The sequence below is a fragment of the Pseudobutyrivibrio ruminis genome (assembly GCF_015057245.1).
GTDB lineage: Bacteria > Bacillota > Clostridia > Lachnospirales > Lachnospiraceae > Pseudobutyrivibrio > Pseudobutyrivibrio ruminis_E.
Window position 1 is genome coordinate 189,956 of the sequence record NZ_SVET01000004.1, and the last position, 26,233, is coordinate 216,188.

Below are 26,233 nucleotides of genomic sequence, written 5' to 3' on the forward strand. Positions count from 1 at the left end.
GAGATATACTATGGTAAAGAAAATTAATCAGGATGAATTTAAGTCAATGGACAAGTCAGGTGTTTCTGTTTTAGACTTCAATGCTACATGGTGTGGTCCATGTAAGATGCTTGCTCCAGTTTTGGAGGAGGTTTCTGAAGAGCTTTCTGGTAAGGCTAACTTCTACAGTGTCGATACTGATGAAAATCCAGATTTAGCAAGAGAATATGGTATTATGAATATTCCTGCAATCGTTGTCTTAAAGGATGGCGAAAAGGTAGACATGAACGTTGGTTTCGTTCCAAAGGAAGCACTTTCTGATTTTGTGTCTAAGAACTTATAATTAATAAGAGGTGAGTATTAAATGAGTGATAAATTTGATTGCTTGAAAATTTCAAATCAGCTTTGTTTTCCGCTGTATGCTTGTTCGAAGGAGATTGTAAAGAGATATAAGCCATATCTTGATCCAATCGATCTTACATACACACAGTACATTACAATGATGGTAGTTTGGGAAGAAAAGGAGATTACAGTTAAGGCTCTTGGAGACAAATTGTTCCTTGATTCTGGCACACTTACTCCAGTTCTCAAGAAGCTTGAGCAGAAGGGTTATGTTAAGAGAAGCCGTTCAAAGGATGATGAAAGAAATCTTATCATTACACTTACTGACGAAGGATTGGAATTAAAAAAGCAGGCATGTCAAATACCTGCTAAGATGGGCAAATGTGTAAGTTTATCACAAGAAGAATGTTCACAGCTTTACAGTTTGCTATACAAGATTCTTGGATCTTTCCAAGAAGAAGCTAATTAAAAAGATTAAATAGATCCACATTTTCACGAGCTTTAGAAATGACATCGTCTACGAAAGAGGCGGTGTCATTTTTTATTGTATCCCAGTCGATTACTTCAACATTGGATAAATCAGCGCCAGCATTATCAAAGACATCTCCCATATTTTCTACAGTTTGGAGAGTGCCTTTCATGTATCCTTCTCCTAATACTTCCTCATTTTTTGCGACCTCGATATTGGTAACTTCTGTTTTCATACCAGAATCAATAAAGTTTAATAAAACTCCACAATCGATGGTATATACATCTCCGTTTGATGCATAGTATGTGAGATTATCTGTAAATGAGTTTGTGTATGTAGTGCTTCCGTCTCGTTTGATGGTGACAACAGCAAGCTCATCATCTGGAAGAGGAGCATAAAACTCCATGGTGCTAAGGTTCTTACCATAGATAGCAAGATACTCACCATCGTTCTTATAAGATAAATCAAACACGATTTTCCTAGTGTGATTCCACTTATCTAAATAAAGAGAACATGTTATATCATGGTCAGGAGTTTTCATTCCAAGCAAATCCCAAATGAAATCACCCTCACCGGCAGGAATAATGATTTTGAACTCAGAGGCTTCTGTACCATCTTCATCAGTGTACACCTCACCGGTTTTTTCTATTTCAATGCTGTGAACAAAGTTCCAGATATTTCGTTTATTGTTGTGGAACCATTCACGGGAAATATCGTTGTTTAGATTTGGAGCTTTAAGGAATAAATCTTCTCCGGTATCAAATCCGTAGGAGATGTCTCCTAAAAGAGGTGCAACAAGATAAACGGTATCATCCTGGGCATAGATATCCAATTCACCTACGTTTAAAACTAATACATTAAGATTAGAGTTGCAGGAAAATTTCTTTTGCTCATATGAGCGCTCACCCTTTATGCTACCGCTAATTGAATAAGGAAAACCCTTTACTTTTTTGATGTAGGCATTACCTGAATAGCGAATGTCGGAATTTGTGTAATTTCTGAATAAATCCTTCAGGTCGATATTGTAGGCCAAGTAATCTGGACTGTTGAGTGTTGATTCTGAAAAATTAATAACTGAAGCTAACACTCTTACAGTAGGATTAAAGTCCAATTCTGCCTTAATTAATATAGCTATTGCAAATACGATAATAAATGTTATTCCAATTTTTTTCTTCATAATAAGAAATTATAAAAGTTCTATTGGAGTATCTGCAATAGACAAAGCGATGGCTGTGTCCATCTCAAGTAGATGTTGTGTGGCTTCTGTATTTTCTACTTCAATTGTATCTTCTGCAAAGCGCACACATGCATCATGATATTTTTCAGTGTTGCCACTGTTTTTATAAACAATCATGTAAAGCTTTGATGCCTCCAGCTTCATGTGTATGTTATTGGCGATAGTGGCAGAGGAATCTAAGCTAAGTGCAACTGCTTCAGCACGGTCAAATTCATTCATTCCACAGAAAGTTTCTATAAGAAGCTTTAGGTCCTCAATATAGTCTTGAATAGTGATTTTCGAATTTTTTATAAAGGTTACTAATTCATCGATATGGTCATAGACGTATTGATTATCTCCCATGCGATGATGAAGGTTTGCTTCCAATACTGACAGGCTAAGGTCATGATGATGCATGTCATTTTTGGAGGCAATCTCAGAACCACGTTTTAAAAAGGTTTCAGCCTCAGCATATCTGTGAATATGCAAATAGCAGTAGGCAAGGTTGAGACATGCTACTAAATATGAATGAGGCTCATTTGGAAAATCATCCCCGTGGTCTTCCAAATCCTGAAGAGCCATTTTTCCATAGTTAACAGCACTATCGTAATCGCCTAGTATCATGTAACGATTACAAATAGTTGTATAGAAAAAGTGCTTTGCACCAAGTATATGATGCTTATCAATAATATCAAGAGCGTTTAGACACTTATGAAGCATCTTACTATCATAGCCCATAATTCCATAAGCAATAGCAAGACCTCTGAGAGTAAGAATGTATTGCTTATAATCTTGTAATTCTTCATAGATGCTTGCAGCCATATTTAGATTGTCGATGCCTGGCTCCAAGTTGTTGGAATGAACCAAATACATACCCTTGTCATAATACTCTTTTGCAATTTGTTCTGAACTGGCCATAGTAACCTCCTATGCAAGACCCACAAATACATCAACTTTAGTATATCATTTAATAATAGTACTAATATTTAAAATTCTGTGACGTTTTTCGTAATTTGTTGTTTTGAAAGAAATTAAATATTACAATTACTGTAGTGTTTGAAAGAATTACGGGGATTGAATTATGAAAAGGACTAGTCTATTTATCTATGAAATTGTGCTCGTAGCCGGAGTACTAATATATTTATTTATCATTGGCCTTTTGGTTTGGGGCGAAAATGCTTTAAAAGAGGAGCGAACCTACACCTCATTTGAGCTTGAAAGCTATAATGAGGGATGGTATAGAATCTACTCTGATGGCACCAAAGAAGCCATAGAAATTCCAGGACAATATCAACCTGAATCTTCACATGAGTTTGTAATTGAAAAAGAAATCAATGTAGATGAGCCTTTGTTTGTCAGCTTTGATTCTGCAAAGCAGGATATTAACGCCTTCGTGAATGGTGAATTGAGATACAGCTATTCAACCAAGGATTCACGATTATTTGGTGACAACAGTCCAGGTGCATTAATGTTTATTCCTGTTTATCCAGAGGATAATGGTCAAAACTTGCAAATAGTTTTTATAGGTGACAATAACTATTCGGGAGTTATTGGCGATATTTGCATAGGAACTCAGCTTGGTATTACTAAGAATCTTTTTACTCAAGAGAAGTATGCTCTGATATTGACTTTGATGCTATTAATACTTGGCTTTATTGCTTTTGTAATAGGACTTGTGGTACGGGCTACCTACGGACGAACCATGCCTTTGTTCTACGCAGGCTGGGTAGTTATGTGCGCGGGAATGTGGTCACTTGCCGAGTCTAACATAAGACAGTTCATAGCGCCGAACTTTTCACTTTTATCCTATATGACATACCTAAGTCTTATGATGCTTCCATTTGCCATGGCATTTTATTTTGACAGGCTTCAGGAGGGACGTTATCGCATTTTCTATTTGATTGTTTCTGTGCTGGATGTTTTCTGTGGTTACATAGCAATAATGCTGCAGTTCTTTAATAACACTGATTTAATAAATGTGTTGATATACGCTTTCGTTGCAATAGTTCTTTCGATGTTGATATTCATTATCTCCATGGTGATAGATTTTATCCAAGGTCGTTTAAAAAACAATTGGACAGAATTGGTTGGCGTAGCCGGCGCATTGATAGCTGGATTTGCACAGATTCTTTCCTATAACAGTAGACCAACTACTGTGGATAGAGGAATACTTTTATCCGGTTTACTGTTTTTGATCGTCATGTCGTATATTCGTGCTCTGACAGATGTGCGAACTATGGAAAGAGACATGTATGCAGCAGTTAAGGCTCAGGATGCCAGCACGGCATTCTTAACAAGAATGAGCCATGAAATGCGAACACCTATCAACGCAATCCTTGGAATGAATAAAATGATTCTTAGGGAAAGCAGAGAAGACAATATTTTGGATTACGCCCGTGATGTAAACAGCGCTGGCAACTATCTTCTTGGCATTGTAAATGAGGTTCTAGATCTTGCAAAGGTTAATGCAGGCAAGATTGTGATAGAAGAAGAAGAGTACGAATTAATGGATATGGTCCGCGAATGCTACGCGCTTGTTCGGCCTAGAGCAAAGGCAAGCAGATTATCCTTTGAAGTGGATATGAGCGATGTGCTTCCAGAAAAGCTAAAGGGCGACAAGGAGCATATCATACAGGTCGTAACAAATCTTCTTACTAATGCAGTAAAATATACACCGGAGGGAAGAATAACACTTTCTGTGCAAGGAAAGATATCAGAAGGGAAACTGCTTTTGATAATTACGGTAAGTGACACGGGAATTGGTGTGGCAGAAGAGAGCATTCCATATTTGTTTGATTCATTCAAGCGAGTAGGAGAGTTTGCGCAAAGCAAAATTGAGGGAACCGGTCTTGGTCTTACAATTACTAAGCAGCTTGTAGATTTGATGCATGGACAGATAGCTGTAGAATCAGAATTAGGTAAGGGCACGTCATTTACAGTTGTAATCCCACAGGAGATATGCTCAGTGGAACCATGTGGCACATTCTCTATGGGACCTAATGGCGACAGACGTGTGGCTGACAGACATGAAGTATTTGATGTGATTGGCGCAATACTTGTAGTTGATGATGTGGCTATAAATCTTAGGGTATTCACCATGCTTTTGAACGATACTGATGTCACTGTGGATACAGCAATCAGTGGAGCAGAAGCAATAGAGAAGATAAAAAGAACAAAATATGATATTATATTCATTGATCATTTGATGCCTGGCATGGATGGCCTCCAGCTAAAGGAAATCATGGATACCATAGAGAACAATCCAAACAAGGATACACCTCTTATCATGCAGACAGCAAATGCAGTTGTAGGCGCTAGAGAAGAATACGAAAGCTTTGGCTTCAGCGACTACATCGAAAAACCAATCAAAGAAGAGGAGCTAAAAAAGCTTCTCAGAAAATACATGATATAAGGAGAGTACCATGGCATTTAATCCAGCAGATTTATTTAGAGTTAGAAGTGCAGCAGCCACTTTCAATGCAAATCATCCAAAGCTTCTTCCATTTTTCGGAGCAGCTAAAAACAAAGCAATGACACCAGGTTCAGTTATTGAAATTGCAATCACTGATCCAGCTGGTGAAAAAATCGAAACAAACCTTAGAGTTCAGGAATCAGACATTGAGCTTATCAATCTTTTAATGGAAATTGGTTCTAAGGGAATGTAAAAAATAAACCTTCCTGCATTTGCAGGAAGGTTTTTCATTATCTGTTATTTGAATTCAAAGAACTTTGTATCTAGTTCAGGATAAGCCCTCTTCATGGAAATAGGGATTCCTGATTTATTCATAAAGCAGTGTCTAGTCTTTGCTACGGCACGGTCTTCTCCAGTAGCCTTATCGTAAATACGATAAGCCACTTCCATTTCATGGCCATCGTAGGAAACCAACTTAGTATCTACAACGATTGTTTCATCAAACTTTACCTGACTTCTATATTCAATAGAATGAGAGATTACAGGGGAGGTGATTTCCATATCAAGCATCTGCTTAAAAGAAAGTCCCATCTGCTCCATTAGATTCATTCTGGCATCCTCAATCCAATTCAGATAATTAGATGTATGGATGATTCCCTGCTGATCTGTCTCATGATATTTTGTGTGATGCTCAAAAGGGGTAATCTTTATCTGCCTTTTAGCACCAGCAACTTCAATTTCTTGTTTTGCCATAGTGTTACCTCCTGATGAAATTCTTAACTCAATTATATCACAAAAATTAGATTGATTGTGTAGGATGATAGTGGTAAAATGACCTTAATTGATAAAAATTTAACGAGCGGAGGTTATTATGGATTTTCAGGCTGAGTATAAGAAGAAGCTGACTACAGCAGCTGAGGCTGTAAAGGTAGTAAAAAGTGGGGATTGGGTTGATTATGGCTGGTGTACTGGCACACCAGATGCTTTGGATAAAGCTCTTGCTGCACGTACTGATGAGCTTAGAGATGTAAAGGTACGTGGTGGTATTCTGATGAAGTTGCCTGCAATTTTTGAGCGCGAGGATGCAGGAGAACATTTCTGCTGGAACTCATGGCATATGGGTGGTATCGAGAGAAAGCTTATTGCAAGAGGTTGCTCTTACTATGCACCAATCAGATACTCTGAGCTTCCTAGATACTACAGAGAGCATATTGAGCCAAATGATGTTCTTATGATTCAGACTACTACAATGGATAACCATGGCTATTTCAATTTTGGTCCTAATGCATCACATCTTATGGCTGCAGTTGAAAAGTCAAAGCACATCATCGTAGAGGTTAACAAGAACATGCCACGTTGCCTTGGTGGATTTGAAGAGGGAGTTCATATTTCAAAGGTAGACGCTATCGTAGAGGGAGATAATCCAGCTATCCTTGAAATGGGTGGCGGCGCTGCTCCTACAGATGTAGATAAGGCTGTTGCTAAGCTTATCGTTGAGGAAATTCCAAACGGTGCATGCTTACAGCTTGGCATTGGCGGTATGCCAAATACAGTAGGTGCCATGATTGCTGATTCAGACTTGAAAGACTTGGGTGTTCATACTGAAATGTATGTTGATGCATTTGTTGATATTGCAAAGGCTGGAAAGATTAACGGTTCAAAGAAGAATATTGATAGATTCCGTCAGACTTATGCATTCGGTGCAGGTACAAAGAAGATGTACGATTACATGGATGAGAATCCAGAGCTTATGAGTGCTCCTGTTGATTATACAAATGATATTCGCCAGATTTCAGCACTTGATAACTTCATCTCTATCAACAATGCTGTTGATGTAGATTTATTTGGTCAGATCAATGCTGAGTCAGCTGGAACAAAGCACATTTCAGGTGCGGGCGGACAGCTTGATTTTGTACTTGGTGCTTATCTTTCAAATGGTGGAAAGAGCTTTGTATGTCTTTCATCTACATTTACAACAAAGGATGGTACAGTAAAGAGCCGTATTCGTCCTACACTTGCTGAAGGCTCAATTGTTACAGATACTCGTGCAAACACACACTATCTTGTTACAGAGTATGGCAAGGTTTGCTTGAAGGGACTTTCAGCCTGGGAGCGTGCAGAAAAGATTATCGGCATCGCACATCCTGATTTCAGAGATGAGCTTATTGCTGAGGCTGAGAAGATGCACATCTGGAGACGTTCAAATAAATAATCTCAGATTTTCAGGGACTTCGCTAATTGCGGAGTCCTTTTTTTGTTGAATATTTCACATCTATTCCTATTGAAAGTGGTTTACATTAATGTTATACATAATTATAAAATAGTTTAACGAAAACTAAACGAAAATAACTAGGGGGATAATTACATGAAGAAAAAAGCGATGGCTGCAGTACTAATTGCAGCGACAGCTGTGGGTTTGGTAGCCTGTGGCTCACCCAAGGAAATTGTGCTTGAGAAAGAGGATGGGGGCAATCCTTTAGTATCTTCTAATGAGGATTATGTATACGGCGGTGACCCTTCGGTGCTTGTTGATGGGGATACTGTGTATCTTTACACAGGCCATGATGCTTCTACAGATGAAGAAGTCGGAAAATCTATTTACAATATTCCGGAGTACCTGTGCTATTCATCCACAGATATGGTGAATTGGACCAGCGAAGGAGTTGTAATGTCCATGGAAGATGTTAGCTGGACTAGCAATGACACTTCTGCCTGGGCATCTCAGGTAATGAAGCATACAGACCCTGCAGATGGAAAAGACAAATATTACCTATACTATTGCAGCTGGGACAAGACAGGAAAGCAGTGTATTGGCGTTGCAGTTTCAGATTCGCCAACTGGTACCTTTGTTGATATAGGTGCGCCACTTGTGAAGAGCACTGTTACAAAGCCAAACACTAGCACCTTCAATGATATCGACCCAACAGCTTGGATTGAGACAGATGAGGATGGTGTAGAGCATCGCTATCTTGCATGGGGAAATGGCATGTTTTTTGTGTGCGAGCTTAACGAGGATATGACTTCTGTGACGGATGTAAATGGTGATGGAAAGATTACTAGCGGCAAGGTAGCAGGAGAGGATGATGTGGTAATTCGCACTGATGGCTTGGAGAGCTACACAGAAGCACCTTGGATTTATCGAAGATCTGATGAAAATGGCAACTACTATGGCGATTACTATCTGTTCTTTGCACATCAGTGGAGAGAGTGCATGGCCTACGCAACCACTGATGATTTGCTAAGCGGTGAGTGGAGCGAGACTAAGAAAATTATGAATCCTACTGCTACTTCTAACACAAATCACATGGCGGTATTTGACTTTAAGGGCAAGACTTACTTTGTTTATCACAATGGTTCACTTCCAGCAGGAAGCGGCTTCAGAAGAACTGCCTGTGTTGTGGAGCTTCAGTTTAATGACGATGGAAGTATAGATTTGTTTGAGGAAAGCGCAGCAGGTATTTCAGGTAAAACATCAACCATTTCTACTATGGATGGAGTTTTGATTGCTCATAATCCATTTGTTTGCTCTTCAGCAGATAGCGATTATCCATACAAGGATGTTGCCATTGGAATTAATCTTGTAGAAGGAGACTCTAAGGATTTTGATTGGGTGATTAGAAGTGGAAAAGCAGATTTTACCAATGAATCATATGTTTCAATCGAATCTGAAAATAAGCCAGGTCTTTACATTACAGCAAATTCTGATGGAACTGTAACACTATGTCAGGATACTAAAGCATCAGAGGGTTCAGCAGCTAATCAGACTTTCAAAACAGTTGAAGGACTTGCAGATAAAAATGGAGTAAGTCTGGAGAGTGTGGCACAGCCAGGAAAGTATATAACATTAGTAGATGACGTACTAACACTTACTGATGGTTCAGATAAAGAAAGTGCAACTTTCATGATAGAAGTTGCACAGTAAATGTTATTTAAGTATTCGATTTAATATTTCGGCTACTAGCTGATTTCTTGTGATGGTAATGTTGCTATCAGAGAATAGGCTAGTAGCTTTGTTTTTGATGTCCTCTGGGAAGGCGTTGATATCGGAATTAAAATTGATGCCTATTCCAATAACAATCCACTGGAGAAGGCCTGTTTCAAATTCTGTTCCAGCCTCAGTCAGAATTCCGCAGATTTTTTTATCCCCTACAAAAAGATCATTGATTGGCTTAAGTGTAGGTTTTGTATCGGTGAGAGATGAGATAGCGTCGCAAACAGCATTTCCAATGAAAGCGGTGATTTCATCTGAATCAGTACTTGGCAAATGATCTGGAGTCATTACTACACTCATGTACAAGCCGCCTTTTGGGGAATAAAAGCTGTGGTCTGCTCGACCTCGTCCCTCGCTTTGTTCGTTTGCAATGACAAGTGTGCCATATTTTAAATCGGTGATGGCAAGTTCCTTAGCCTTTCGATTGGTGGATGGAATGGAGTCGTAGATGTGGATCAGACTGTCATTTCCTTTGTAAATGTCAGCTACAACTTCCTTAAGGTATGAGCTAATGCCGGCCGCTGATAAAATATCATTTTGACCGGCAAGGCGATATCCCTTGTTGCTTACAGCTTCTATTTCATATCCATTTTTTCTAAGGTCATTGATGGCTTTCCATATGGCATTTCTTGAAATACCAAGGGATGAAGCCATAGCTTCTCCTGAAAGAAATGTTGATTTATTGGCCTCTAGCAAGGCTAGAATTTTATCTTTTGAACTCATAAAAATCTCCTAAAAGAATTTTATAGTAGAATGTCGTGCTTTAAAGTGGTAAAGTTTACTAAACACTTCATATGTATTTTAGAAGTATTTGGGCTATTTTGTCAAAGATATCAAAATGAGGTTTAATTTAATTGAATTTCACACTTTAGTGTACTAAAATGTAACTATTAATTAGAATGGTAATTAGGAGAAAGCTATGAAATGTAACATTGGCGTTATTAGGGGAGACGGAATTGGTCCAGAGATAGTAACCGAGGCAATAAAGGTTCTTGATGCTATCGGTGCTAAATATGGACACACATTTAACTACACTGAAATCCTCATGGGAGGCTGCTCAATCGATGCAACAGGAGAGCCACTTACAGATGAGGCAGTAGAAAAAGCTCTTGCAAGTGATGCAGTGTTAATGGGTTCAATAGGTGGCAACACATCTACCAGTCCTTGGTACAAGCTACCTGCCGACAAACGTCCAGAGGCCGGCCTTTTAAAGCTTCGTAAAAGTCTTAATCTTTTTGCAAATCTTAGACCAGCATATTTATATGATGAATTGAAAGAGGCATGCCCACTTAGAGACGATATCATCGGCGATGGTTTTGACATGATGATTATGCGTGAGCTTACAGGTGGTCTTTACTTTGGCAAGCGCGAAACAAAGGAAGAAAACGGTCAGCTTGTTGCCAGAGATTCTCTTACTTATTCGGAAAATGAAATTCGCAGAATTGCAAAGCGTGGATTTGATATAGCAATGAAGCGTAGAAAGAAAGTTACATCAGTTGATAAGGCTAATGTACTTGATAGCTCCAGATTATGGAGAAAGATAGTAGAAGAGGTTGCAGCAGATTATCCTGAGGTTTCATACGAGCATATGCTTGTAGATAATTGCGCAATGCAGCTTGTGAAAGACCCAGGTCAGTTTGATGTAATCCTTACAGAGAATATGTTTGGGGATATTCTTTCGGATGAGGCATCCATGGTTACCGGTTCAATTGGAATGCTTTCATCTGCTTCCCTTAACGATACAAAATTTGGATTGTACGAGCCTTCCGGCGGAAGTGCACCTGATATTGCAGGCCAGGGTATCGCAAATCCGATAGCCACAATCCTTTCGGCAGCAATGATGCTTCGCTACAGCTTCGACTTAGATGCAGAGGCAGATGCAATCGAAGCCGCCGTAAAGAAGGTGCTTAAGGCTGGTTACCGAACAATCGACATTATGCCTCGCGACGGCAGCGCCGTAACTCGCGTCGGCACAGTGGAGATGGGTGATTTAATTGTAAAGGAGTTATAAATATGAGAAGTGATAACGCAAGAGCTGGTATGCAGCAGGCGCCAGCCAGATCATTATTTAATGCATTGGGATTTACTCCAGAAGAAATGAAAAAGCCAATGGTTGGTATCGTATCTTCGTATAATGAAATTGTGCCAGGCCATATGAATATCGATAAGATTGTGGACGCCGTAAAGCTCGGAGTTGCTGAGGCAGGCGGTGTTCCAGTTGTTTTCCCTGCTATCGCAGTATGCGATGGTATCGCAATGGGACATATAGGAATGAAATATTCCCTTGTAACTCGTGATTTGATTGCCGACTCAACAGAGTGTATGGCACTTGCTCATCAGTTTGATGCACTTGTTATGGTGCCAAACTGTGATAAAAACGTTCCTGGACTTTTGATGGCAGCAGCTCGTCTTGATTTACCAACTGTATTTGTATCAGGTGGTCCAATGCTTGCAGGACATGTGGGTGGTCAGAAGCGTTCCCTTTCTTCTATGTTTGAGGCAGTTGGCGCACATGCCGCTGGCAACATGACAGAGGAAGAGGTTGAAAACTTCGTTGAGAATGTTTGCCCAACATGCGGAAGCTGCTCTGGTATGTACACAGCCAATTCCATGAACTGCCTTACTGAGGCACTTGGAATGGGACTTAGAGGAAACGGTACAATCCCAGCAGTATATTCAGAGAGAATTCGTCTTGCAAAGCATGCTGGTTACGCTGTTATGGATATGTATAACAAGGGCATTACAGCTCGTCAGATTATGACAAAGGATGCAATCCTTAATGCCCTTACAGTCGATATGGCGCTTGGATGCTCTACAAACTCTATGCTTCATTTGCCAGCAATCGCTCATGAAATCGGATTTGATTTTGATATTGAGTTTGCAAATCCTATTTCTGAAAAGACTCCAAACCTTTGTCACCTTGCACCAGCAGGTCCTACATACATGGAAGACCTTAACGAAGCTGGTGGCGTATGGGCAGTCATGAAGGAGCTTGCAGACATAGGACTTCTCAATACAGATTGCATGACTGTTACAGGAAAGACAGTTGGTGAGAATATCGCAAATGCGGTAAACAGAAATCCAGAGGTTATCAGACCTGTAGACAATCCATATACAAAGACTGGTGGTCTGGCAGTCCTCAAGGGCAATCTTGCACCAGACGGTTCAGTTGTAAAACGAAGTGCAGTAGTGCCAGAGATGCTTGTGCATGAAGGACCAGCCAGAGTATTTGATTCAGAGGAAGATGCTATCGCAGCTATCAAGGGTGGCAAAATCGTAGAGGGAGATGTTGTAGTCATTCGCTACGAAGGACCTAAGGGTGGCCCTGGTATGAGAGAAATGCTTAATCCTACATCAGCTATTGCAGGTATGGGACTTGGCTCATCAGTTGCTCTCATTACAGATGGACGTTTTTCAGGTGCCAGCCGTGGTGCTTCCATCGGACATGTTTCACCAGAGGCAGCTGTTGGCGGACCAATTGCACTTGTAGAAGAAGGCGATATCATCGCCATCGATATACCAAACTACACTATGACTTTAAAGGTTAGCGACGAGGAGCTTGCAGCTCGTAAAGCTAAGTGGCAGCCACGTGAGCCTAAGGTTACTACAGGTTATTTGAGAAGATATGCTGCGCAGGTAACTAGCGGAAATAGAGGGGCAATTTTAAAAACACCGGAGGTTTAAGATGTTATTAAATGGTTCAGAGATTATAATTGAATGTTTGAAAGAGCAGGGAGTTGATACTGTTTTCGGCTATCCGGGCGGAGCAATTCTTAACTTATATGATGAGCTTTATAAGCATAGTGATGAGATTCATCATGTGCTTACAAGCCATGAGCAGGGGGCTGCTCACGCTGCAGATGGCTACGCTCGTTCTACTGGAAAGGTTGGTGTGTGCTTTGCAACAAGCGGTCCTGGAGCAACAAATCTTGTGACAGGTATTGCAACAGCTCATATGGATTCGGTTCCTATTGTTGCAATCACATGTAATGTAAATGTATCTTTGCTTGGTAAAGATTCTTTCCAGGAGATTGATATCACTGGTATCACAATGCCTATCACAAAGCACAATTTCATCGTTAAGGATATCAAGGATTTGGCAGAGACAATCCGCCGTGCATTTACTATTGCAAAGAGCGGTCGCCCAGGTCCAGTTCTTATTGATGTGCCAAAGGATGTTACAGCTCCAAATAATAAATATGAATACATGCCAATGAAACCAATTCCAGTTGGTCGTGTTAAAAAGAGCATCACTGAGGATGCCATCAAAGAGGCTGTAAAGCTTATCAAAAAGTCTAAAAAGCCAGTTATCTTTGTTGGTGGTGGAGCAGTTCTTGCAAATGCTTCAAAGGAATTAAAGAAGTTTGTAGAGCTTGTTGATGCGCCAGTTTGCGATACTCTAATGGGTAAGGGCGCATTCGATGGCAGAGACGAAAGATACACAGGAATGCTTGGTATGCATGGCTGCAAGGCATCAAACCTTAGCGTATCAGAGTGTGACTTACTTATTGCAATTGGTACTAGATTCTCTGATAGAGTTCTTGGTAATCCAGATAAATTTGCTAGCAATGCAAAGATTCTACAGTTTGATGTAGATCCTGCTGAAATTAATAAAAATATTCTTACTGACCATGCTGTTGTTGGAGATGTGAAGGAAATTTTATCTAGATTAAATAAAGTTCTTGAGCAGTTAAGCCATGAAGCTTGGATGAAACATGTAAAAGAGCTATCTGAAAAATATCCTCTTACAATTCCTACAGAAGGCTTGTCAGGTCAGTATATTGTTGCTGAAACTTACAGACAGACAAAGGGCGATGCAATTATCGCTACAGAGGTTGGTCAGCATCAGATGTGGGCTGCACAGTTCTACAAGTTCAAGAAGCCTCATCAGTTGTTGACATCAGGTGGCCTTGGAACAATGGGTTATGGTCTTGGTGCTGCAATCGGTGCAAAGACAGGTAATCCTGATAAAAAGGTTATCAATATTGCCGGCGATGGTTGTTTCCGCATGAACATGAACGAGGTTGCAACAGCTGTAAGAGAAAAGCTTCCAATCATCGAAATTGTTATCAACAATCACGTTCTTGGAATGGTTAGACAGTGGCAGACAATTTTCTATGAGAAGCGCTATTCAGCAACAGTCCTTGATGACGTAGTAGATTACGTTAAGTTAGCTGAGGCAATGGGTGCAACAGGCTACAGAGTTACTTCTCAAGAAGAGTTCCAAAGTGCCTTGAAGGAGGCTCTTGTCTCCGAGAAGCCTGTGCTTATTGACTGTATCCTCGATTCAGATGACAAGGTATGGCCAATGGTAGCACCAGGAGCACCTATTAACGAGTTTTTCAAGGAGGATTAGTGTAATGAGTAGAGTTTACAATTTTAGTGCTGGACCAGCTGTTTTACCAGAGGAGGTTTTGAGAGAAGCCGCTGATGAAATGCTTGATTATAAGGGATGTGGAATGTCTGTTATGGAGATGAGTCATCGTTCAAAGGTATTCGATGATATCATCAAAGAGGCAGAGGCTGATATCCGAACACTTATGAATATACCAGATAACTATAAGGTTCTTTTCCTTCAGGGTGGTGCAAGCCAGCAGTTTGCAGCAATCCCTATGAACCTTATGAAGAACAAAAAGGCTGGATATATCATCACAGGTCAGTGGGCTAAGAAAGCTTATCAGGAAGCTAAGATTTACGGTGAAGCAGTAGAGCTTGCTAGCTCAGCAGATAAGACATTTAGCTACATTCCAGATTGCTCGGATTTACCAATCACAGATGATATGGATTACGTATACATCTGCGAAAACAATACAATCTATGGCACAAAATTTAAGACTCTTCCAAATACAAAGGGGAAGGATTTGGTAGCAGACGTAAGTTCTTGCTTCCTTTCAGAGCCAGTAGATGTTAGCAAGTACGCTATTATCTACGGCGGTGTTCAGAAAAACGTTGGACCTGCAGGTATGGTCATTGTTATCATCCGTGAGGATTTAATCCGTGACGACGTTCTTCCTGGCACACCAACAATGCTTAAGTACAAAACACAGGCAGACAACGACAGCCTTTACAATACACCACCTTGCTACGATATCTACATCTGCGGAAAGGTGTTCAAGTGGCTTCTTAAGAATGGTGGCCTTTCAGCTATGAAGGAGCTCAACGAAAAGAAGGCAAAGATTCTTTATGATTACCTTGACTCTTCAAAGCTTTTCAAGGGAACTGTTAGAAAGGAAGATCGTTCACTTATGAATGTACCTTTCGTTACAGGAAACGAGGAGCTTGATGCGAAGTTTGTAAAGGAAGCAACAGCAGCAGGATTTGTAAACCTTAAGGGCCACAGAACTGTTGGTGGTATGCGCGCTTCTATCTACAACGCTATGCCAATCGAAGGTGTAGAAAAGCTTGTAGAGTTTATGAAGAAGTTTGAGGAGGAGAATGCCTAATGTTTACTTATAATTGTTTAAATCCAATTTCTGATAAGGGGTTAGTTAACTTCTCAACTGACTACAAGAAGGTTGAAAATATTTCTGAGGCTGACGCAGCTTTGGTTCGTTCAGCAGCAATGCATGATTTGGAGCTTGGGGATAAGCTTAAGTGCATCGCTAGAGCAGGAGCAGGTGTAAACAACATTCCTCTTGATAAATGTGCAGAGGAAGGAATCGTTGTTTTTAACACACCAGGTGCAAATGCAAATGGTGTAAAGGAGCTTGTTTTCGCAGGAATGCTTTTAGCTTCACGTGATATCGTAGGCGGTATCGATTGGGTTCTTGAAAACAAGGACGACGAGAATATTGGAAAGACAGCAGAGAAGGCAAAGAAGGCTTTTGCAGGAACTGAGATTGCAGGAAAGAAGCTTGGTGTTATCGGACTTGGCGCTATCGGTGTAAAGGTTGCCAATGACGCTAATCGCCTTGGAATGGAAGTTTTGGGATATGACCCATACATCTCTGTAAACGCTGCATGGAATCTTTCTAGAAATGTAAAGCATGTGACAAACGTAGAGGATATTTATAAGGAATGTGATTTCATCACAGTTCACGTGCCTCTTCTTGATTCTACAAAGGGCATGATTAACAAGGAAGCAGTCCAGATGATGAAGAAGGGAGTTGTTATTCTCAACTTCGCTAGAGACCTTCTTGTTGATGAGAATGCAGTATTAAATGGCATTGAATCAGGTAAGGTTCGTCACTATGTTACAGACTTTGCAAATCCAACTGTTGCTGGAAAAAAGGGTGTTATTTGCACTCCTCATCTTGGAGCTTCAACAGAGGAGGCAGAGGACAACTGTGCAGTTATGGCAGTTAAAGAAGTAATGGACTATATGGAGAATGGTAACATTACTCATTCTGTAAACTATCCAGACTGCGACATGGGAGTTTGTACAGCAGAAAGCCGCGTGGCTATTCTTCACAAGAACAAAGCTGGTCTTATCGCTTCATTTACAACAATCCTTAGTAAGGACAATGTCAATGTAGAGGATATGACAAACAAGAGCCGTGGGGATTTCGCTTACACATTGCTTGATCTTGGCAGCAAGCTTACAGATCAGGTTATTTCAGAAATAGAGAAGGTTGATGGTGTTATAAAAGTTAGGGTGGTAAAATAATGGCGCTAATTGTACCTTTTAAGGCAATCAGACCAAGTAAAGAGGAGGCTGCTACAATAGCAGCCCTTCCTTATGATGTATACAATAGAAGTGAGGCATACCAAAAAGTAAAGGAGCAGCCCGGTTCGTTTTTGGCAATCGATAGGCCAGAAACTCAGTTTGAGCCAGATGTGGACATGTATTCCCACAAGGTTTATAACAAGGCTGCAGAAATGCTTAATGAGTGGATAGCAAAGGGCAGATTCATTCAGGATGATATGCCTTTTTATTATGTCTACGAGCTTACAATGGATGGACGTTCTCAGACAGGAATAGTGGCTTGCGCATCAATAGATGACTATGCAAATGGCATCATTAAAAAGCATGAGAATACTAGGGCAGAAAAGGAGCAGGATAGAATTCGCCATGTGGACACCTGCAGCGCACAGACAGGTCCTATTTTCCTTGCATACAGGGCAGACGCTACGATTGCCAGCATTGTTGCAAAGGCAAAAAGCCGCAAGCCTGTATATGATTTCGTGGCAGATGATGGCATATCACATCGCTGTTGGGTAATTGATGATATGATGACTTGTGCGCTGATAGCTACCACATTCGATAAAATGGATTCAATTTACATTGCAGATGGCCACCACAGAGCTGCATCTGCTGTAAAGGTGGGATTCAAACGCCGTGAGGAGAATCCGGATTATACAGGAAAGGAAGATTTCAATTTCTTCCTGTCAGTTCTATTCCCAGACGATGAGCTGAAAATCTATGATTACAATAGAGTAGTTAAGGATTTGAATGGCATGGCGCCAGAAGAGTTTCTGGAGGAACTGGATAATGTGGCTGATTTGCTATCTACATCAGAAAAAGCCATCAGACCCGAAAAGAAGAGCCAGTGGAGCATGTACTTGGATGGCGTCTGGTATTTGTACCAGGTTAGAGAGGAGCTTTTATCTGACGACCCGGTAGAGGGCCTTGATGTTTCATTGCTACAGAATTTAGTGCTAGAACCATTACTTGGAATCGATGATCCTAAGACTAGCGATAGAATTGATTTCGTAGGAGGCATCAGAGGTTTAGGTGAATTGGAGCGCAGATGTGCTACAGATTGCAGAGTGGCATTTGCCATGTACCCAACCAGTATCTCAGAGCTTTTTGATGTGGCAGACGCAGGACTTTTAATGCCACCAAAATCCACTTGGTTTGAGCCAAAGCTAAGAAGTGGGTTGTTTATACATAGAATATAATCGAACAAATAATAGAACAAAAAACGATTGTTTGTTTGGGTTGGCAGTGATATAATTTAAGTTGTATTAAATAGGAAGAGAGCAGGGGACTGCTCTCTTTAATTGTGTGATACTAGAAGGGGAATACTTAAATGAATAATACGGATGGTTTAATAGCAGCCCAATTGGCTACCGTAAGGATGCTCCAATCTGAAAAGAAGACCGTCATGAGTGGAGGTTCCAGTAGGATTAATATTGATGAATGGGCTAAGTGGCATGATTTAGATGTTGAAGATGTAGTGCAACTTCAGGATTACTGTTATGATCTTGAAGAACATGAACTTATTCTTAAGACTGTAGATAGTGTGGAGCTCAACGTTACATATCGTAAATGCGTATTGAAATACCTTAATCTTTACGGTTCAGTTCTGTGTAAAATCGCTTCTGAGGGAGATTTGAATAAACTCAAAACATTTCTGGGATATTCTTCAGAGGCCTATATCAATAGGTATATGCAGAGTGAACATATAGAATTAAATGCATCCGATATAATAGATATTATACAAAACACTTCGATGAAGTATTTATCGTTGATTGCCGATGAGGTTAATCAATTGTTAAAAACAGGTTATGTATGGGATATTGTTCCAGAAATATGTGCATTCTTTAATAACATCAATCAGTACAAATCTTTTAGAAGTATTGCTTGTGTAGCATAAAAATGGCAGTGGATTTTCCACTGCCATTTTTGTATTTATTATTCTTTTGGTTGATTTCTAAAGTTTTGAATAGTCATTTTGACTATGGTGATTTGCTCTTCTGTAAGACCCGAAAGGGAAATTGTATTTTCATCTTTTGATTCGCAGCCTAGCAAGTAATCTGTAGTCACATTTAGAGTCGTTGCCAGTCTTGTAAGGGCATATAGTGAAGGTTGTCTTGCACCTGATTCATACATGCCAATTGCTGCTTCGGATACACCTATTAAGTCGGCAACTTCTTTTCTACTGAGTCCAGCATTTATACGTGAGTTCTTAAGTCGTTTTGCTAATCCTGAAATCATACAATAGTCTCCTTTTGTTTTATTGTAAATTTCAATACTCTACCTATAAACATGAATACAACTGATAGTTGCAAAACATAACTTAGAGATGTAAAATTTAACTTAGCGTTGCATAGAAATCATTAAAGTTTTTTTGAGGTGAATGAGATATGGATATTCAATTGTTTAAAGCTAAGTACGAAGTGGATGAATGCTTGAATGAAATTCGAGAGTGTCTTGAAGTTGGCTGGACAGGAATGGGCTTTAAGACTGTAAAATTTGAGGAAGCGTGGAAAAAGTATACAGGACTTCCATATGCGCATTATTTGAATTCTTCAACTATGGGCTTATATATGGCCGTAGATATTTTGAAGGAAGAGTATGGATGGGAAGATGGAGATGAGATTATTACTACTCCTATTACATTTATATCTACAAATCATGCTATTGCTAAGTCAAATATGAAAGCAGTATTTGCTGATATCGATGAGACAATGTGTCTCAATCCTAAGTCTGTAAGAGAGCATATTACTAATAAGACTAAAGCTATTATGTATGTAGGTTTAGGCGGTAATGTTGGAAACTATTCTGAAATCGTTGAGATATGCAAAGAGCATAATCTTAAGTTTATTTTGGATGCAGCTCATATGACTGGTACAAGATATAATGGAAAAATTCCTGGTAAGGAAGCTGATGTTGTAGTCTATTCATTCCAGGCGGTAAAGAATCTTCCAACTGCTGATAGTGGAATGATTTGCTTTAAAGAAGGCAAGTTAGATGAAATTGTTCGTAAGAAGGCATGGTTAGGAATTAACAAAGATACTTATGCCCGTACTCAGAACATGGGAAATTATAAATGGAGATATGATGTTGAATATTTGGGAGAAAAAGGACATGGCAATTCTGTAATGGCATCTATTGGTCTTGTTCAGCTCAAGTATGTTGATAGAGATAATTCATATAGAAGAACTATTTGTAATTGGTATCGCGAGAGATTAGAACCATATGCAGATAAGATTAAGTTTGTAAGAATCGAAGACGGCTGTGAAAGCTCTTGTCATTTATTCCAAATATTAGTAGATGATAGAGATGCTTTAATAGTTGCGTTAAACCAGGCAGGTATTTCTCCTGGAGTACATTACATTGCTAATACAAATTACAAGATGTACGACTATGCAAAGGGAACATGTCCTTATGCAGAGTACGTAAGTGAACACACATTATCATTACCTTTAAATTTGTATTTAAGTAGAAGTGATGTTGACTATATTTGCGATGAAGTAATTAAGTTCATAGAGAATTAGATATGAAAAAAATACTAATTGTCTTTTCTGAAAGGATTCCTTCTGTAGAAATAATATGTAATTTGTTACAGAATTTTAAGAAGGACGTTGCAATAGATATAAAAGAGCGGCTTATTGTTGAATGTACAAAAGCTGATATTGAATGGTCTGATACTATTTTGGTCATCAGGCCATTTGATATAAGTATGGTTGGAATATTGAGGGCTGCTAAGAAATCTAATAGAGAGATAATCGTATATCTAGACGACGATTTATTACATTTACCACAGATTTTTTCAAGTGGACTTCGTAAACTCTGCTCAACTGTATTATACAGAATGAATAGATATGCTTTAAAAGAAGCTCTTGAGATTTGTGATGTATTTTGGGGCTCCAGCGAGTATATGGTCAATAAATATAGAGATTATGTTGCAACCACGAGATGTATCTGCACAGATGCATGTGTAAGCATGGTTAACATGAAGCAATATAACGAAACGATGGATGATGAGATAAATATACTATATGCAGCATCCTCGGATCATTTTATAGAAGTGAATAAATATATTATTCCAGCATTGAATAACTTGGGGCCTAAGTATAAAAATTTAAAATTTACTTGTATCGGAATACGAAAAGAAAAAATTTCAGAATGTGCTGTAAATATAGAGGTCTATCCATGGTTTGAGGATTATAACGAGTATTATAAGTTTATTTTACAAAAGAACTTTGATATAGGCTTGGCACCAGTTCAGCAAACGGAATTTTACAGATGCAAGTATTATAACAAATATTTTGAGTATGTATTACAAGGAATAGTAGGTATATATACAAACGATTATCCGTTTAAAGCTGTTGTTGAGGATGGAGTTAATGGGTTATTGAGTGACAATACTGTGGAGGGATGGACTAGTAAGATTGAGTATGCAATTTTGCATAAGGCTCATAATCGACAAATGGTGGAACGAGCTCAAAATGATTGTCGAGAAAAGTTCAATATTCGTAGTATATGCAAGGATTTAAAAGAGAAATTACCAGAACTATATGTTGTAGATAGAAGTGAATATTTAGCTGTGAAATTTAGACCGAATGTTGTTTTTAATAACATACGTAAATATGCGGTATGGCTTGTTGAATCTTATGAGCATGTAAAACGCAAGGAGTAGAAAGTGAATCATAATTTTATCTTAGAATCTAAACGAATAATATTGTCTTCGCTAGAAAGAGAAGATAGTGAAAAATATAGATTATTGCGAAATAGAAGTGACAACTGTAAATATTTCTTTTCAAACAAAGAAATATCGGCAGAGGATCAGGATAAATGGTATCAAAAATATTTAAATGATGAAAGCCAGATTATGTTTGCTATTTGTGAAAAAGCAAATGGTGATTTTGTAGGTGGAATATGTATTTACGATATAGATGGCTCGAAGGCAGAAGTTGGACGAATCATTATTGATCGACAGAAAGCTGGCGGAAAAGGGTATGGTGCAGAAGCTATAAAGTTAATTAACGCATTTGCGAAGGCTGAGTTGGGTTTAAAAATGACATATGCAAATATTTATGCTACGAATATCGCAAGTATAAGGTCTTTTGAAAATGCGGGATATACATTAGTTTCAGAAGAAAATGGAATCAAAAAAATGGAATTAAATTTGGGTGAGAAATGAATTATTTAAAACAGTATTTTAAAGGAATATGGAAGGACAGATATGTTCTAATAAGTCTTGTTAAGCAAGATTTACAAATGAAATATAACAGATCAGTATTAGGAGTAGCGTGGCAAATAATTACTCCATTAGGTTTATCTGTGATTATTGGTTTGATTTACTCAATTATATATGGAGTCAGTCCAGTGGAATTTATACCAGTTTTGTTTTCGGGTTTAAATCCGTGGGTATTTATAAGTGGAAGTGCGGATGGTGGAACAGTTGCGTATATAACTGCTGAAGGATATTTAAAACAGACTCAAGTAAGTCCACAAATTTTTCCAATAAGAACAGCATTAGTAGCCTTTGTAAATTTATTATATAGTATGGCTGCCTTTTTTATAGTTTATTTAATACTTAGACCAGAAATGTTTGGACTAAAAATGCTAGCAATTATTCCAGGGCTAATAATTATATTAATTGCAGGAATGGCATTGGCAAATATTTCTAGCGCAATCACAATTAATTTAAGAGATTGGCAACCTCTTCAAAGTTTGTTATTACAAGGATTATTTTACGCTACTCCAATTATTTACATGACTTCAATGTTGGATGAGAAAGGATATTCAATAGTGTATAAGATTAATCCTTTCTTCTACTTCGTAGATGTAGTAAGAGCGCCAGCATTAGGTGAGAACGTAGGGTCAGCAGTATATTATATGGTCGTTTTAATTTGCGTGAGTATGTTCTTTTTGATTAGTGCAATTGTGACAATGAAAAATAATCACGGGATTGCGATGAAATTGTAGGTGAGTGTATGAGTAGTATAGAGATTAAGAATGCTGACTTGGTTTTCAATGTATGGCATCAAAAGCGCATAAAAGACGTGCTTATACCAGGAAGTAATAAATTTAGTGATTATACAGATGGTAAGGTTCACGCCATAGATAATCTAAGCCTTTCCCTAAAAGATGGAGATCGATTGGCTATTATAGGGCATAACGGGGCTGGTAAAAGTACGTTATTAAAAATGATATCTGGAATCTATCCGCCAACAAGCGGAAGTATAAATGTAGATGGTAACATTTCAAGCATGTTTGAATTATCCACAGGTTTTGAAATGGAACAAAGTGGCTGGAACAACATATATCTGAGAGGGCTTATGTTAGGGTTGACTCCAGAAGAGATAAAAGAAAAAATGAATGAAATTGCTGAGTTCTCAGAGTTGGGAAATTACTTAAATATGCCTGTAAAATACTATTCTTCTGGTATGTTTGTTAGACTTGCATTTTCTATATCAACATCAATAGAGCCAGACATTTTGTTACTAGACGAAATAATAGCAGCAGGCGATGCGGGATTCTTAGAAAAGGCAAATGAACGTTTGCAAAGTATGATAAGTACATCAAAGATTATGGTTTTTGTAACTCACAGTATGGAGTCTGCTGTAAAGATGTGTAATAAATGCATATGGATGCAACAGGGGAAGATTTTGATGAGCGGAACACCTAGTGATGTTACTAAAAGTTATATTGATCAATGTTTATCGTAAGTTAAAAATGAATGAGGAGAAGTTTATGTTATGAAAGTAAATGATATACTTGAGATTTGTGAGCCAGTTTGGATAGATAACGATGTCTGCCTGGAATTCAAACCTAAATTTTCAGTATTATTGCCAACATTTCGCCGTGCAAAATCAGGATTATTTGAAAGATGCATTACATCTGTATTAGGACAGACTTTTAAAGACTTTGAACTAATAATAATAGACGATGCTTCTACTGATGGAACATCTGACATTATAAAAAAGTATATGAAAATAGATAGACGTGTGAAATGTATTCATCATACATACAATGTTGGATTACCGGCAATTAGCGAATATGAAGCTTATCTAAAGGCGAAGGGCGAGCTTATAGCATTTATATTCGATGATTGTGTATGGGAAAAAGATTTCTTGCAACAAATCAACACATTATTTCGGGAAAAAACAATAAGTTGTTGCTATAGTATTGTTAAATCATACTATGGGAAAAACAGGGAGGACTACGTTGTTTTAGGACAGTCAAGCAATTTGGTGGGGACAAATTCTTTATCCATTTTAAACTACATTCCAAATAGTGGTGTAATTTTAACAAGAGAGGTCATAGAAGATTCAAGGTGTGGGCTATATGACCCACATTTGGCGCAAACTAGATTATGTGACTGGTCTTTGTGGAAAAGAATTAATAAATATTATACGTTCTATGAAACGGGCATCTTATGTGGGTGTGAATATGGTGTATCTACTAATGATTCATTAGGAAATACATACGAGATGCATCTAGGGGCAGCTTTGGAAAGAGAAATTGATGCTAAAACTATAGATTTTTCGCCACAAAACTTTGGAGAAATTGATATTGAATATACTAGCAAATTGTCTACTGACTTATATAAAAATGCTGTAAAAACTTTGATGGAGGGGTTTTCTCTAAAAAAGTGGTATGTAGCTAATGTTAGTGATATTACAAGTCGAAAAGTCATATGCATTATTGGCGCAATAGATGCTTCACTTCAAATTAGCTTTGAAGCATATTCTAAAAATAATAGACTAGATGATTTGTTTTTTCGATTTATTGGTGTTCCAAGTAATATTTCAGATGTTATACAAGCGGATGCTGTTGTATGTGTAAGAAATCAAATTCAAGGTGAAATTGATTGGTTAGATGTTTGTAATAGTTATGGTATACCATGCTTTTATTTTACAGATGATAATTTTGAAGTACTGTCGGAAGAGCATGATATCCCATATATTAAAGAAGAAGCAAATTTATGGAAAAAGGAACGTTTCAATCAGTATACAGGATTAATTGTAGCATCTGAAAATTTAAGGAAGTTTTTCATTGAAAAAAAGGATATAGAATCAGAAAGGATTTACTATTTGCCATGTATGCCAGCAGAGAGGATAGTAGAATTAAATGCTGATTCTTCTGATAAAACAATAACATTTGCATATATTGGTGGCATGTGGAGAAACAAATGTTTTATAGATGTTTTTTTGCCACAATTGAGAGAACTTTCAAAGTTAAAAAAAATAAGATTGATTATTTGTGATGATGATAGTTTAGAGTTTGATCAAGAAGGAAAAATAGATGTTGTAAGAGTGGCTAGAAGGTTAAATCTTCCGGAACTATTACGAGATGTACGTCAGTATCATCCTAATTTTTTGATTCATTGTGGATACCAACAACCAAATGATAACTACAAAAATATCAATGCACTCTTTAATGCTCTTAGTATAGGCGCGGTTTTGATAACAAACGACATAATGCCATACAATAGTTCAGAACTAAATAAGGCACTATTACTTCTAAAAGATGCTTCGGATCTTGTTCCCATCATATCAAATAATTCGATTGGAGCAGATTATTGGAAAACGATGTATGGAAATGCTTTGAAGATATGTGATGAGAAATATGACTATGAAGCTAATAAATGTATTTTAGAAGATATATTTAAGGATGTTGTAAATTGCTCAAAATATTCGTTGAGTAGGAGAATTGAAAAATACATAGCCTCAGACTCAAAAGGAGCGTTACAAAAAAATATAGAGGCTCAAATATATCATCGTCCTACTGTATCTCCTGATAAGTTACGTTTATCTAAAACTTTCTATAAGAGTAAAAAATATTCCATTTGTTGTGATAGAGAAAGTATTAAAAGTTTGTCATTTATTTTTACAAGTTTTGATTCATATAATACTGAGGGTTTCATACGACTAAACCTTAGATATAAGGGGAAAATAATCAGATCTGTTTCTAGAAATATTGCGGAAATAACAAATAATAATTGGGTAGACTTTGAGTTTCAGGAGATAAATAATTGTTCAGGTCTAGTTTTCCAAATACAATTTGACTTGATTTTTTCTGGAGAAAAGAAGAAATATGGTATTTATGAATTGACGCCTAATACCACATTTTTATGGAGAATTCTTAACTATTTTAATATTGCTACAAAGGACAACAATGTATTGTTGTTTTGTGCTCAATAGGGG

Annotated in this window: 24 protein-coding genes; 19 read left to right on the forward strand and 5 right to left on the reverse strand. The window is 38.2% G+C overall.

All coding sequences use genetic code 11. The features are described 5' to 3' along the window. Positions 1–10 precede the first annotated feature (10 nt). Together trxA and E7274_RS05570 are read left to right on the forward strand one after the other, a co-directional pair. Entirely contained in the window at positions 11–322 is a 312-nt protein-coding gene (gene trxA / locus E7274_RS05565; RefSeq protein WP_074788814.1) for a thioredoxin, read from the forward strand. A 21-nt stretch (positions 323–343) separates the two neighbouring features. Further along, on the forward strand, positions 344–790 hold the full coding sequence (locus E7274_RS05570; protein ID WP_304174398.1) for a MarR family winged helix-turn-helix transcriptional regulator: 447 nt from the start codon (positions 344–346) through the stop codon (positions 788–790). On the opposite strand, the gene E7274_RS05575 is transcribed toward E7274_RS05570, so the two are convergent. Next, positions 783–1,967: a hypothetical protein gene (locus E7274_RS05575; RefSeq protein WP_304174400.1), complete on the reverse strand. Its 1,185-nt coding sequence runs from the start codon at positions 1,965–1,967 to the stop codon at positions 783–785. The genes E7274_RS05570 and E7274_RS05575 overlap by 8 nt on opposite strands. A 9-nt stretch (positions 1,968–1,976) precedes the next feature. Beyond that, a complete protein-coding gene (locus tag E7274_RS05580; protein ID WP_304174402.1) occupies positions 1,977–2,924 on the reverse strand; it encodes a tetratricopeptide repeat protein in 948 nt (315 codons plus the stop codon). A 163-nt stretch (positions 2,925–3,087) separates the two neighbouring features. Between E7274_RS05580 and E7274_RS05585 the strand changes: the two genes are divergently transcribed. Then, entirely contained in the window at positions 3,088–5,418 is a 2,331-nt protein-coding gene (locus E7274_RS05585; protein ID WP_304174404.1) for a hybrid sensor histidine kinase/response regulator, read from the forward strand. Positions 5,419–5,428: 10 nt separating this feature from the next. Continuing rightward, positions 5,429–5,671: a hypothetical protein gene (locus E7274_RS05590; protein WP_044933673.1), complete on the forward strand. Its 243-nt coding sequence runs from the start codon at positions 5,429–5,431 to the stop codon at positions 5,669–5,671. 44 nt (positions 5,672–5,715) lie between these two features. Here E7274_RS05590 and E7274_RS05595 read toward each other — a convergent pair whose 3' ends face one another. Continuing rightward, positions 5,716–6,171, reverse strand: a complete 456-nt coding sequence (locus E7274_RS05595; protein WP_304174406.1) for an acyl-CoA thioesterase — start codon at positions 6,169–6,171, stop codon at positions 5,716–5,718. Positions 6,172–6,289: 118 nt separating this feature from the next. Here E7274_RS05595 and E7274_RS05600 point away from each other — a divergent pair, with 118 nt between their 5' ends. Both E7274_RS05600 and E7274_RS05605 read left to right on the forward strand, forming a co-directional pair. Further along, entirely contained in the window at positions 6,290–7,630 is a 1,341-nt protein-coding gene (locus E7274_RS05600) for a butyryl-CoA:acetate CoA-transferase (protein ID WP_304174408.1), read from the forward strand. 153 nt (positions 7,631–7,783) lie between these two features. Beyond that, a complete protein-coding gene (locus tag E7274_RS05605; protein ID WP_304174410.1) occupies positions 7,784–9,340 on the forward strand; it encodes a family 43 glycosylhydrolase in 1,557 nt (518 codons plus the stop codon). A 3-nt stretch (positions 9,341–9,343) separates the two neighbouring features. On the opposite strand, the gene E7274_RS05610 is transcribed toward E7274_RS05605, so the two are convergent. Then, positions 9,344–10,132: a biotin--[acetyl-CoA-carboxylase] ligase gene (locus E7274_RS05610; protein WP_304174412.1), complete on the reverse strand. Its 789-nt coding sequence runs from the start codon at positions 10,130–10,132 to the stop codon at positions 9,344–9,346. 196 nt (positions 10,133–10,328) lie between these two features. Between E7274_RS05610 and leuB the strand changes: the two genes are divergently transcribed. From leuB to E7274_RS05645, 7 genes are all read left to right on the forward strand, one after another. After that, complete coding sequence (gene leuB / locus E7274_RS05615; protein ID WP_304174414.1) at positions 10,329–11,420, forward strand: 3-isopropylmalate dehydrogenase; 1,092 nt, start codon at positions 10,329–10,331, stop codon at positions 11,418–11,420. Positions 11,421–11,422: 2 nt separating this feature from the next. Further along, a complete protein-coding gene (ilvD, locus tag E7274_RS05620; protein WP_304174416.1) occupies positions 11,423–13,093 on the forward strand; it encodes a dihydroxy-acid dehydratase in 1,671 nt (556 codons plus the stop codon). A 1-nt stretch (position 13,094) separates the two neighbouring features. Next, positions 13,095–14,765 (forward strand): biosynthetic-type acetolactate synthase large subunit, encoded by a 1,671-nt coding sequence (gene ilvB / locus E7274_RS05625; protein WP_304174418.1) that lies wholly within the window; start codon positions 13,095–13,097, stop codon positions 14,763–14,765. Positions 14,766–14,769: 4 nt separating this feature from the next. Beyond that, positions 14,770–15,852 carry a 3-phosphoserine/phosphohydroxythreonine transaminase gene (gene serC / locus E7274_RS05630; RefSeq protein WP_304174420.1) on the forward strand — a complete coding sequence of 361 codons (1,083 nt, stop codon included), beginning with the start codon at positions 14,770–14,772 and terminating at the stop codon, positions 15,850–15,852. After that, complete coding sequence (locus E7274_RS05635) at positions 15,852–17,015, forward strand: phosphoglycerate dehydrogenase (RefSeq protein ID WP_304174422.1); 1,164 nt, start codon at positions 15,852–15,854, stop codon at positions 17,013–17,015. The genes serC and E7274_RS05635 overlap by 1 nt, the downstream gene beginning before the upstream one ends. Further along, on the forward strand, positions 17,015–18,250 hold the full coding sequence (locus tag E7274_RS05640) for a DUF1015 domain-containing protein (RefSeq protein ID WP_304174424.1): 1,236 nt from the start codon (positions 17,015–17,017) through the stop codon (positions 18,248–18,250). Before E7274_RS05635 ends, E7274_RS05640 begins: the two co-directional genes overlap by 1 nt. A 206-nt stretch (positions 18,251–18,456) precedes the next feature. Further along, complete coding sequence (locus E7274_RS05645) at positions 18,457–18,948, forward strand: hypothetical protein (RefSeq protein WP_304174425.1); 492 nt, start codon at positions 18,457–18,459, stop codon at positions 18,946–18,948. A gap of 38 nt (positions 18,949–18,986) precedes the next feature. Here the strand turns inward: E7274_RS05645 and E7274_RS05650 are convergent, their stop codons facing one another. Then, positions 18,987–19,289: a helix-turn-helix domain-containing protein gene (locus E7274_RS05650; protein ID WP_304174427.1), complete on the reverse strand. Its 303-nt coding sequence runs from the start codon at positions 19,287–19,289 to the stop codon at positions 18,987–18,989. Between the two features lie 149 nt (positions 19,290–19,438). On the opposite strand from E7274_RS05650, the gene E7274_RS05655 reads away from it, so the two are divergent. The 6 genes from E7274_RS05655 to E7274_RS05680 are packed head-to-tail and all read left to right on the forward strand — an operon-like array spanning position 19,439 to position 26,230. Further along, positions 19,439–20,572: a DegT/DnrJ/EryC1/StrS family aminotransferase gene (locus tag E7274_RS05655; RefSeq protein WP_304174429.1), complete on the forward strand. Its 1,134-nt coding sequence runs from the start codon at positions 19,439–19,441 to the stop codon at positions 20,570–20,572. A gap of 2 nt (positions 20,573–20,574) precedes the next feature. Continuing rightward, on the forward strand, positions 20,575–21,717 hold the full coding sequence (locus E7274_RS05660) for a hypothetical protein (RefSeq protein WP_304174431.1): 1,143 nt from the start codon (positions 20,575–20,577) through the stop codon (positions 21,715–21,717). Between the two features lie 3 nt (positions 21,718–21,720). Continuing rightward, the gene (locus tag E7274_RS05665; protein ID WP_304174433.1) at positions 21,721–22,221 is read left to right on the forward strand and encodes a GNAT family N-acetyltransferase; all 501 of its coding nucleotides are present in this window, start codon (positions 21,721–21,723) and stop codon (positions 22,219–22,221) included. Next, positions 22,218–23,009 carry an ABC transporter permease gene (locus E7274_RS05670; RefSeq protein WP_304174434.1) on the forward strand — a complete coding sequence of 264 codons (792 nt, stop codon included), beginning with the start codon at positions 22,218–22,220 and terminating at the stop codon, positions 23,007–23,009. Before E7274_RS05665 ends, E7274_RS05670 begins: the two co-directional genes overlap by 4 nt. Before the next feature lie 8 nt (positions 23,010–23,017). Beyond that, the gene (locus E7274_RS05675) at positions 23,018–23,752 is read left to right on the forward strand and encodes an ABC transporter ATP-binding protein (protein ID WP_304174436.1); all 735 of its coding nucleotides are present in this window, start codon (positions 23,018–23,020) and stop codon (positions 23,750–23,752) included. Positions 23,753–23,782: 30 nt separating this feature from the next. Beyond that, positions 23,783–26,230: a glycosyltransferase family 2 protein gene (locus tag E7274_RS05680; protein WP_304174437.1), complete on the forward strand. Its 2,448-nt coding sequence runs from the start codon at positions 23,783–23,785 to the stop codon at positions 26,228–26,230. The last annotated feature ends 3 nt before the right edge of the window (positions 26,231–26,233 follow it).

What these genes read in the sequence shown, in the direction of transcription:
- E7274_RS05610 (WP_304174412.1), bottom strand. Translation starts at nt 10,132, where the DNA reads ATGAGTTCAAAAGATAAAATTCTAGCCTTGCTAGAGGCCAATAAATCA.
- E7274_RS05640 (WP_304174424.1), top strand. Translation starts at nt 17,015, where the DNA reads ATGGCGCTAATTGTACCTTTTAAGGCAATCAGACCAAGTAAAGAGGAG.
- E7274_RS05580 (WP_304174402.1), bottom strand. Translation starts at nt 2,924, where the DNA reads ATGGCCAGTTCAGAACAAATTGCAAAAGAGTATTATGACAAGGGTATG.
- E7274_RS05575 (WP_304174400.1), bottom strand. Translation starts at nt 1,967, where the DNA reads ATGAAGAAAAAAATTGGAATAACATTTATTATCGTATTTGCAATAGCT.
- E7274_RS05675 (WP_304174436.1), top strand. Translation starts at nt 23,018, where the DNA reads ATGAGTAGTATAGAGATTAAGAATGCTGACTTGGTTTTCAATGTATGG.
- ilvD (WP_304174416.1), top strand. Translation starts at nt 11,423, where the DNA reads ATGAGAAGTGATAACGCAAGAGCTGGTATGCAGCAGGCGCCAGCCAGA.
- E7274_RS05635 (WP_304174422.1), top strand. Translation starts at nt 15,852, where the DNA reads ATGTTTACTTATAATTGTTTAAATCCAATTTCTGATAAGGGGTTAGTT.
- E7274_RS05600 (WP_304174408.1), top strand. Translation starts at nt 6,290, where the DNA reads ATGGATTTTCAGGCTGAGTATAAGAAGAAGCTGACTACAGCAGCTGAG.
- E7274_RS05650 (WP_304174427.1), bottom strand. Translation starts at nt 19,289, where the DNA reads ATGATTTCAGGATTAGCAAAACGACTTAAGAACTCACGTATAAATGCT.
- leuB (WP_304174414.1), top strand. Translation starts at nt 10,329, where the DNA reads ATGAAATGTAACATTGGCGTTATTAGGGGAGACGGAATTGGTCCAGAG.
- E7274_RS05660 (WP_304174431.1), top strand. Translation starts at nt 20,575, where the DNA reads ATGAAAAAAATACTAATTGTCTTTTCTGAAAGGATTCCTTCTGTAGAA.
- E7274_RS05585 (WP_304174404.1), top strand. Translation starts at nt 3,088, where the DNA reads ATGAAAAGGACTAGTCTATTTATCTATGAAATTGTGCTCGTAGCCGGA.
- E7274_RS05605 (WP_304174410.1), top strand. Translation starts at nt 7,784, where the DNA reads ATGAAGAAAAAAGCGATGGCTGCAGTACTAATTGCAGCGACAGCTGTG.
- E7274_RS05595 (WP_304174406.1), bottom strand. Translation starts at nt 6,171, where the DNA reads ATGGCAAAACAAGAAATTGAAGTTGCTGGTGCTAAAAGGCAGATAAAG.
- E7274_RS05655 (WP_304174429.1), top strand. Translation starts at nt 19,439, where the DNA reads ATGGATATTCAATTGTTTAAAGCTAAGTACGAAGTGGATGAATGCTTG.
- E7274_RS05570 (WP_304174398.1), top strand. Translation starts at nt 344, where the DNA reads ATGAGTGATAAATTTGATTGCTTGAAAATTTCAAATCAGCTTTGTTTT.
- trxA (WP_074788814.1), top strand. Translation starts at nt 11, where the DNA reads ATGGTAAAGAAAATTAATCAGGATGAATTTAAGTCAATGGACAAGTCA.
- E7274_RS05645 (WP_304174425.1), top strand. Translation starts at nt 18,457, where the DNA reads ATGAGTGGAGGTTCCAGTAGGATTAATATTGATGAATGGGCTAAGTGG.
- ilvB (WP_304174418.1), top strand. Translation starts at nt 13,095, where the DNA reads ATGTTATTAAATGGTTCAGAGATTATAATTGAATGTTTGAAAGAGCAG.
- E7274_RS05680 (WP_304174437.1), top strand. Translation starts at nt 23,783, where the DNA reads ATGAAAGTAAATGATATACTTGAGATTTGTGAGCCAGTTTGGATAGAT.
- serC (WP_304174420.1), top strand. Translation starts at nt 14,770, where the DNA reads ATGAGTAGAGTTTACAATTTTAGTGCTGGACCAGCTGTTTTACCAGAG.
- E7274_RS05590 (WP_044933673.1), top strand. Translation starts at nt 5,429, where the DNA reads ATGGCATTTAATCCAGCAGATTTATTTAGAGTTAGAAGTGCAGCAGCC.
- E7274_RS05670 (WP_304174434.1), top strand. Translation starts at nt 22,218, where the DNA reads ATGAATTATTTAAAACAGTATTTTAAAGGAATATGGAAGGACAGATAT.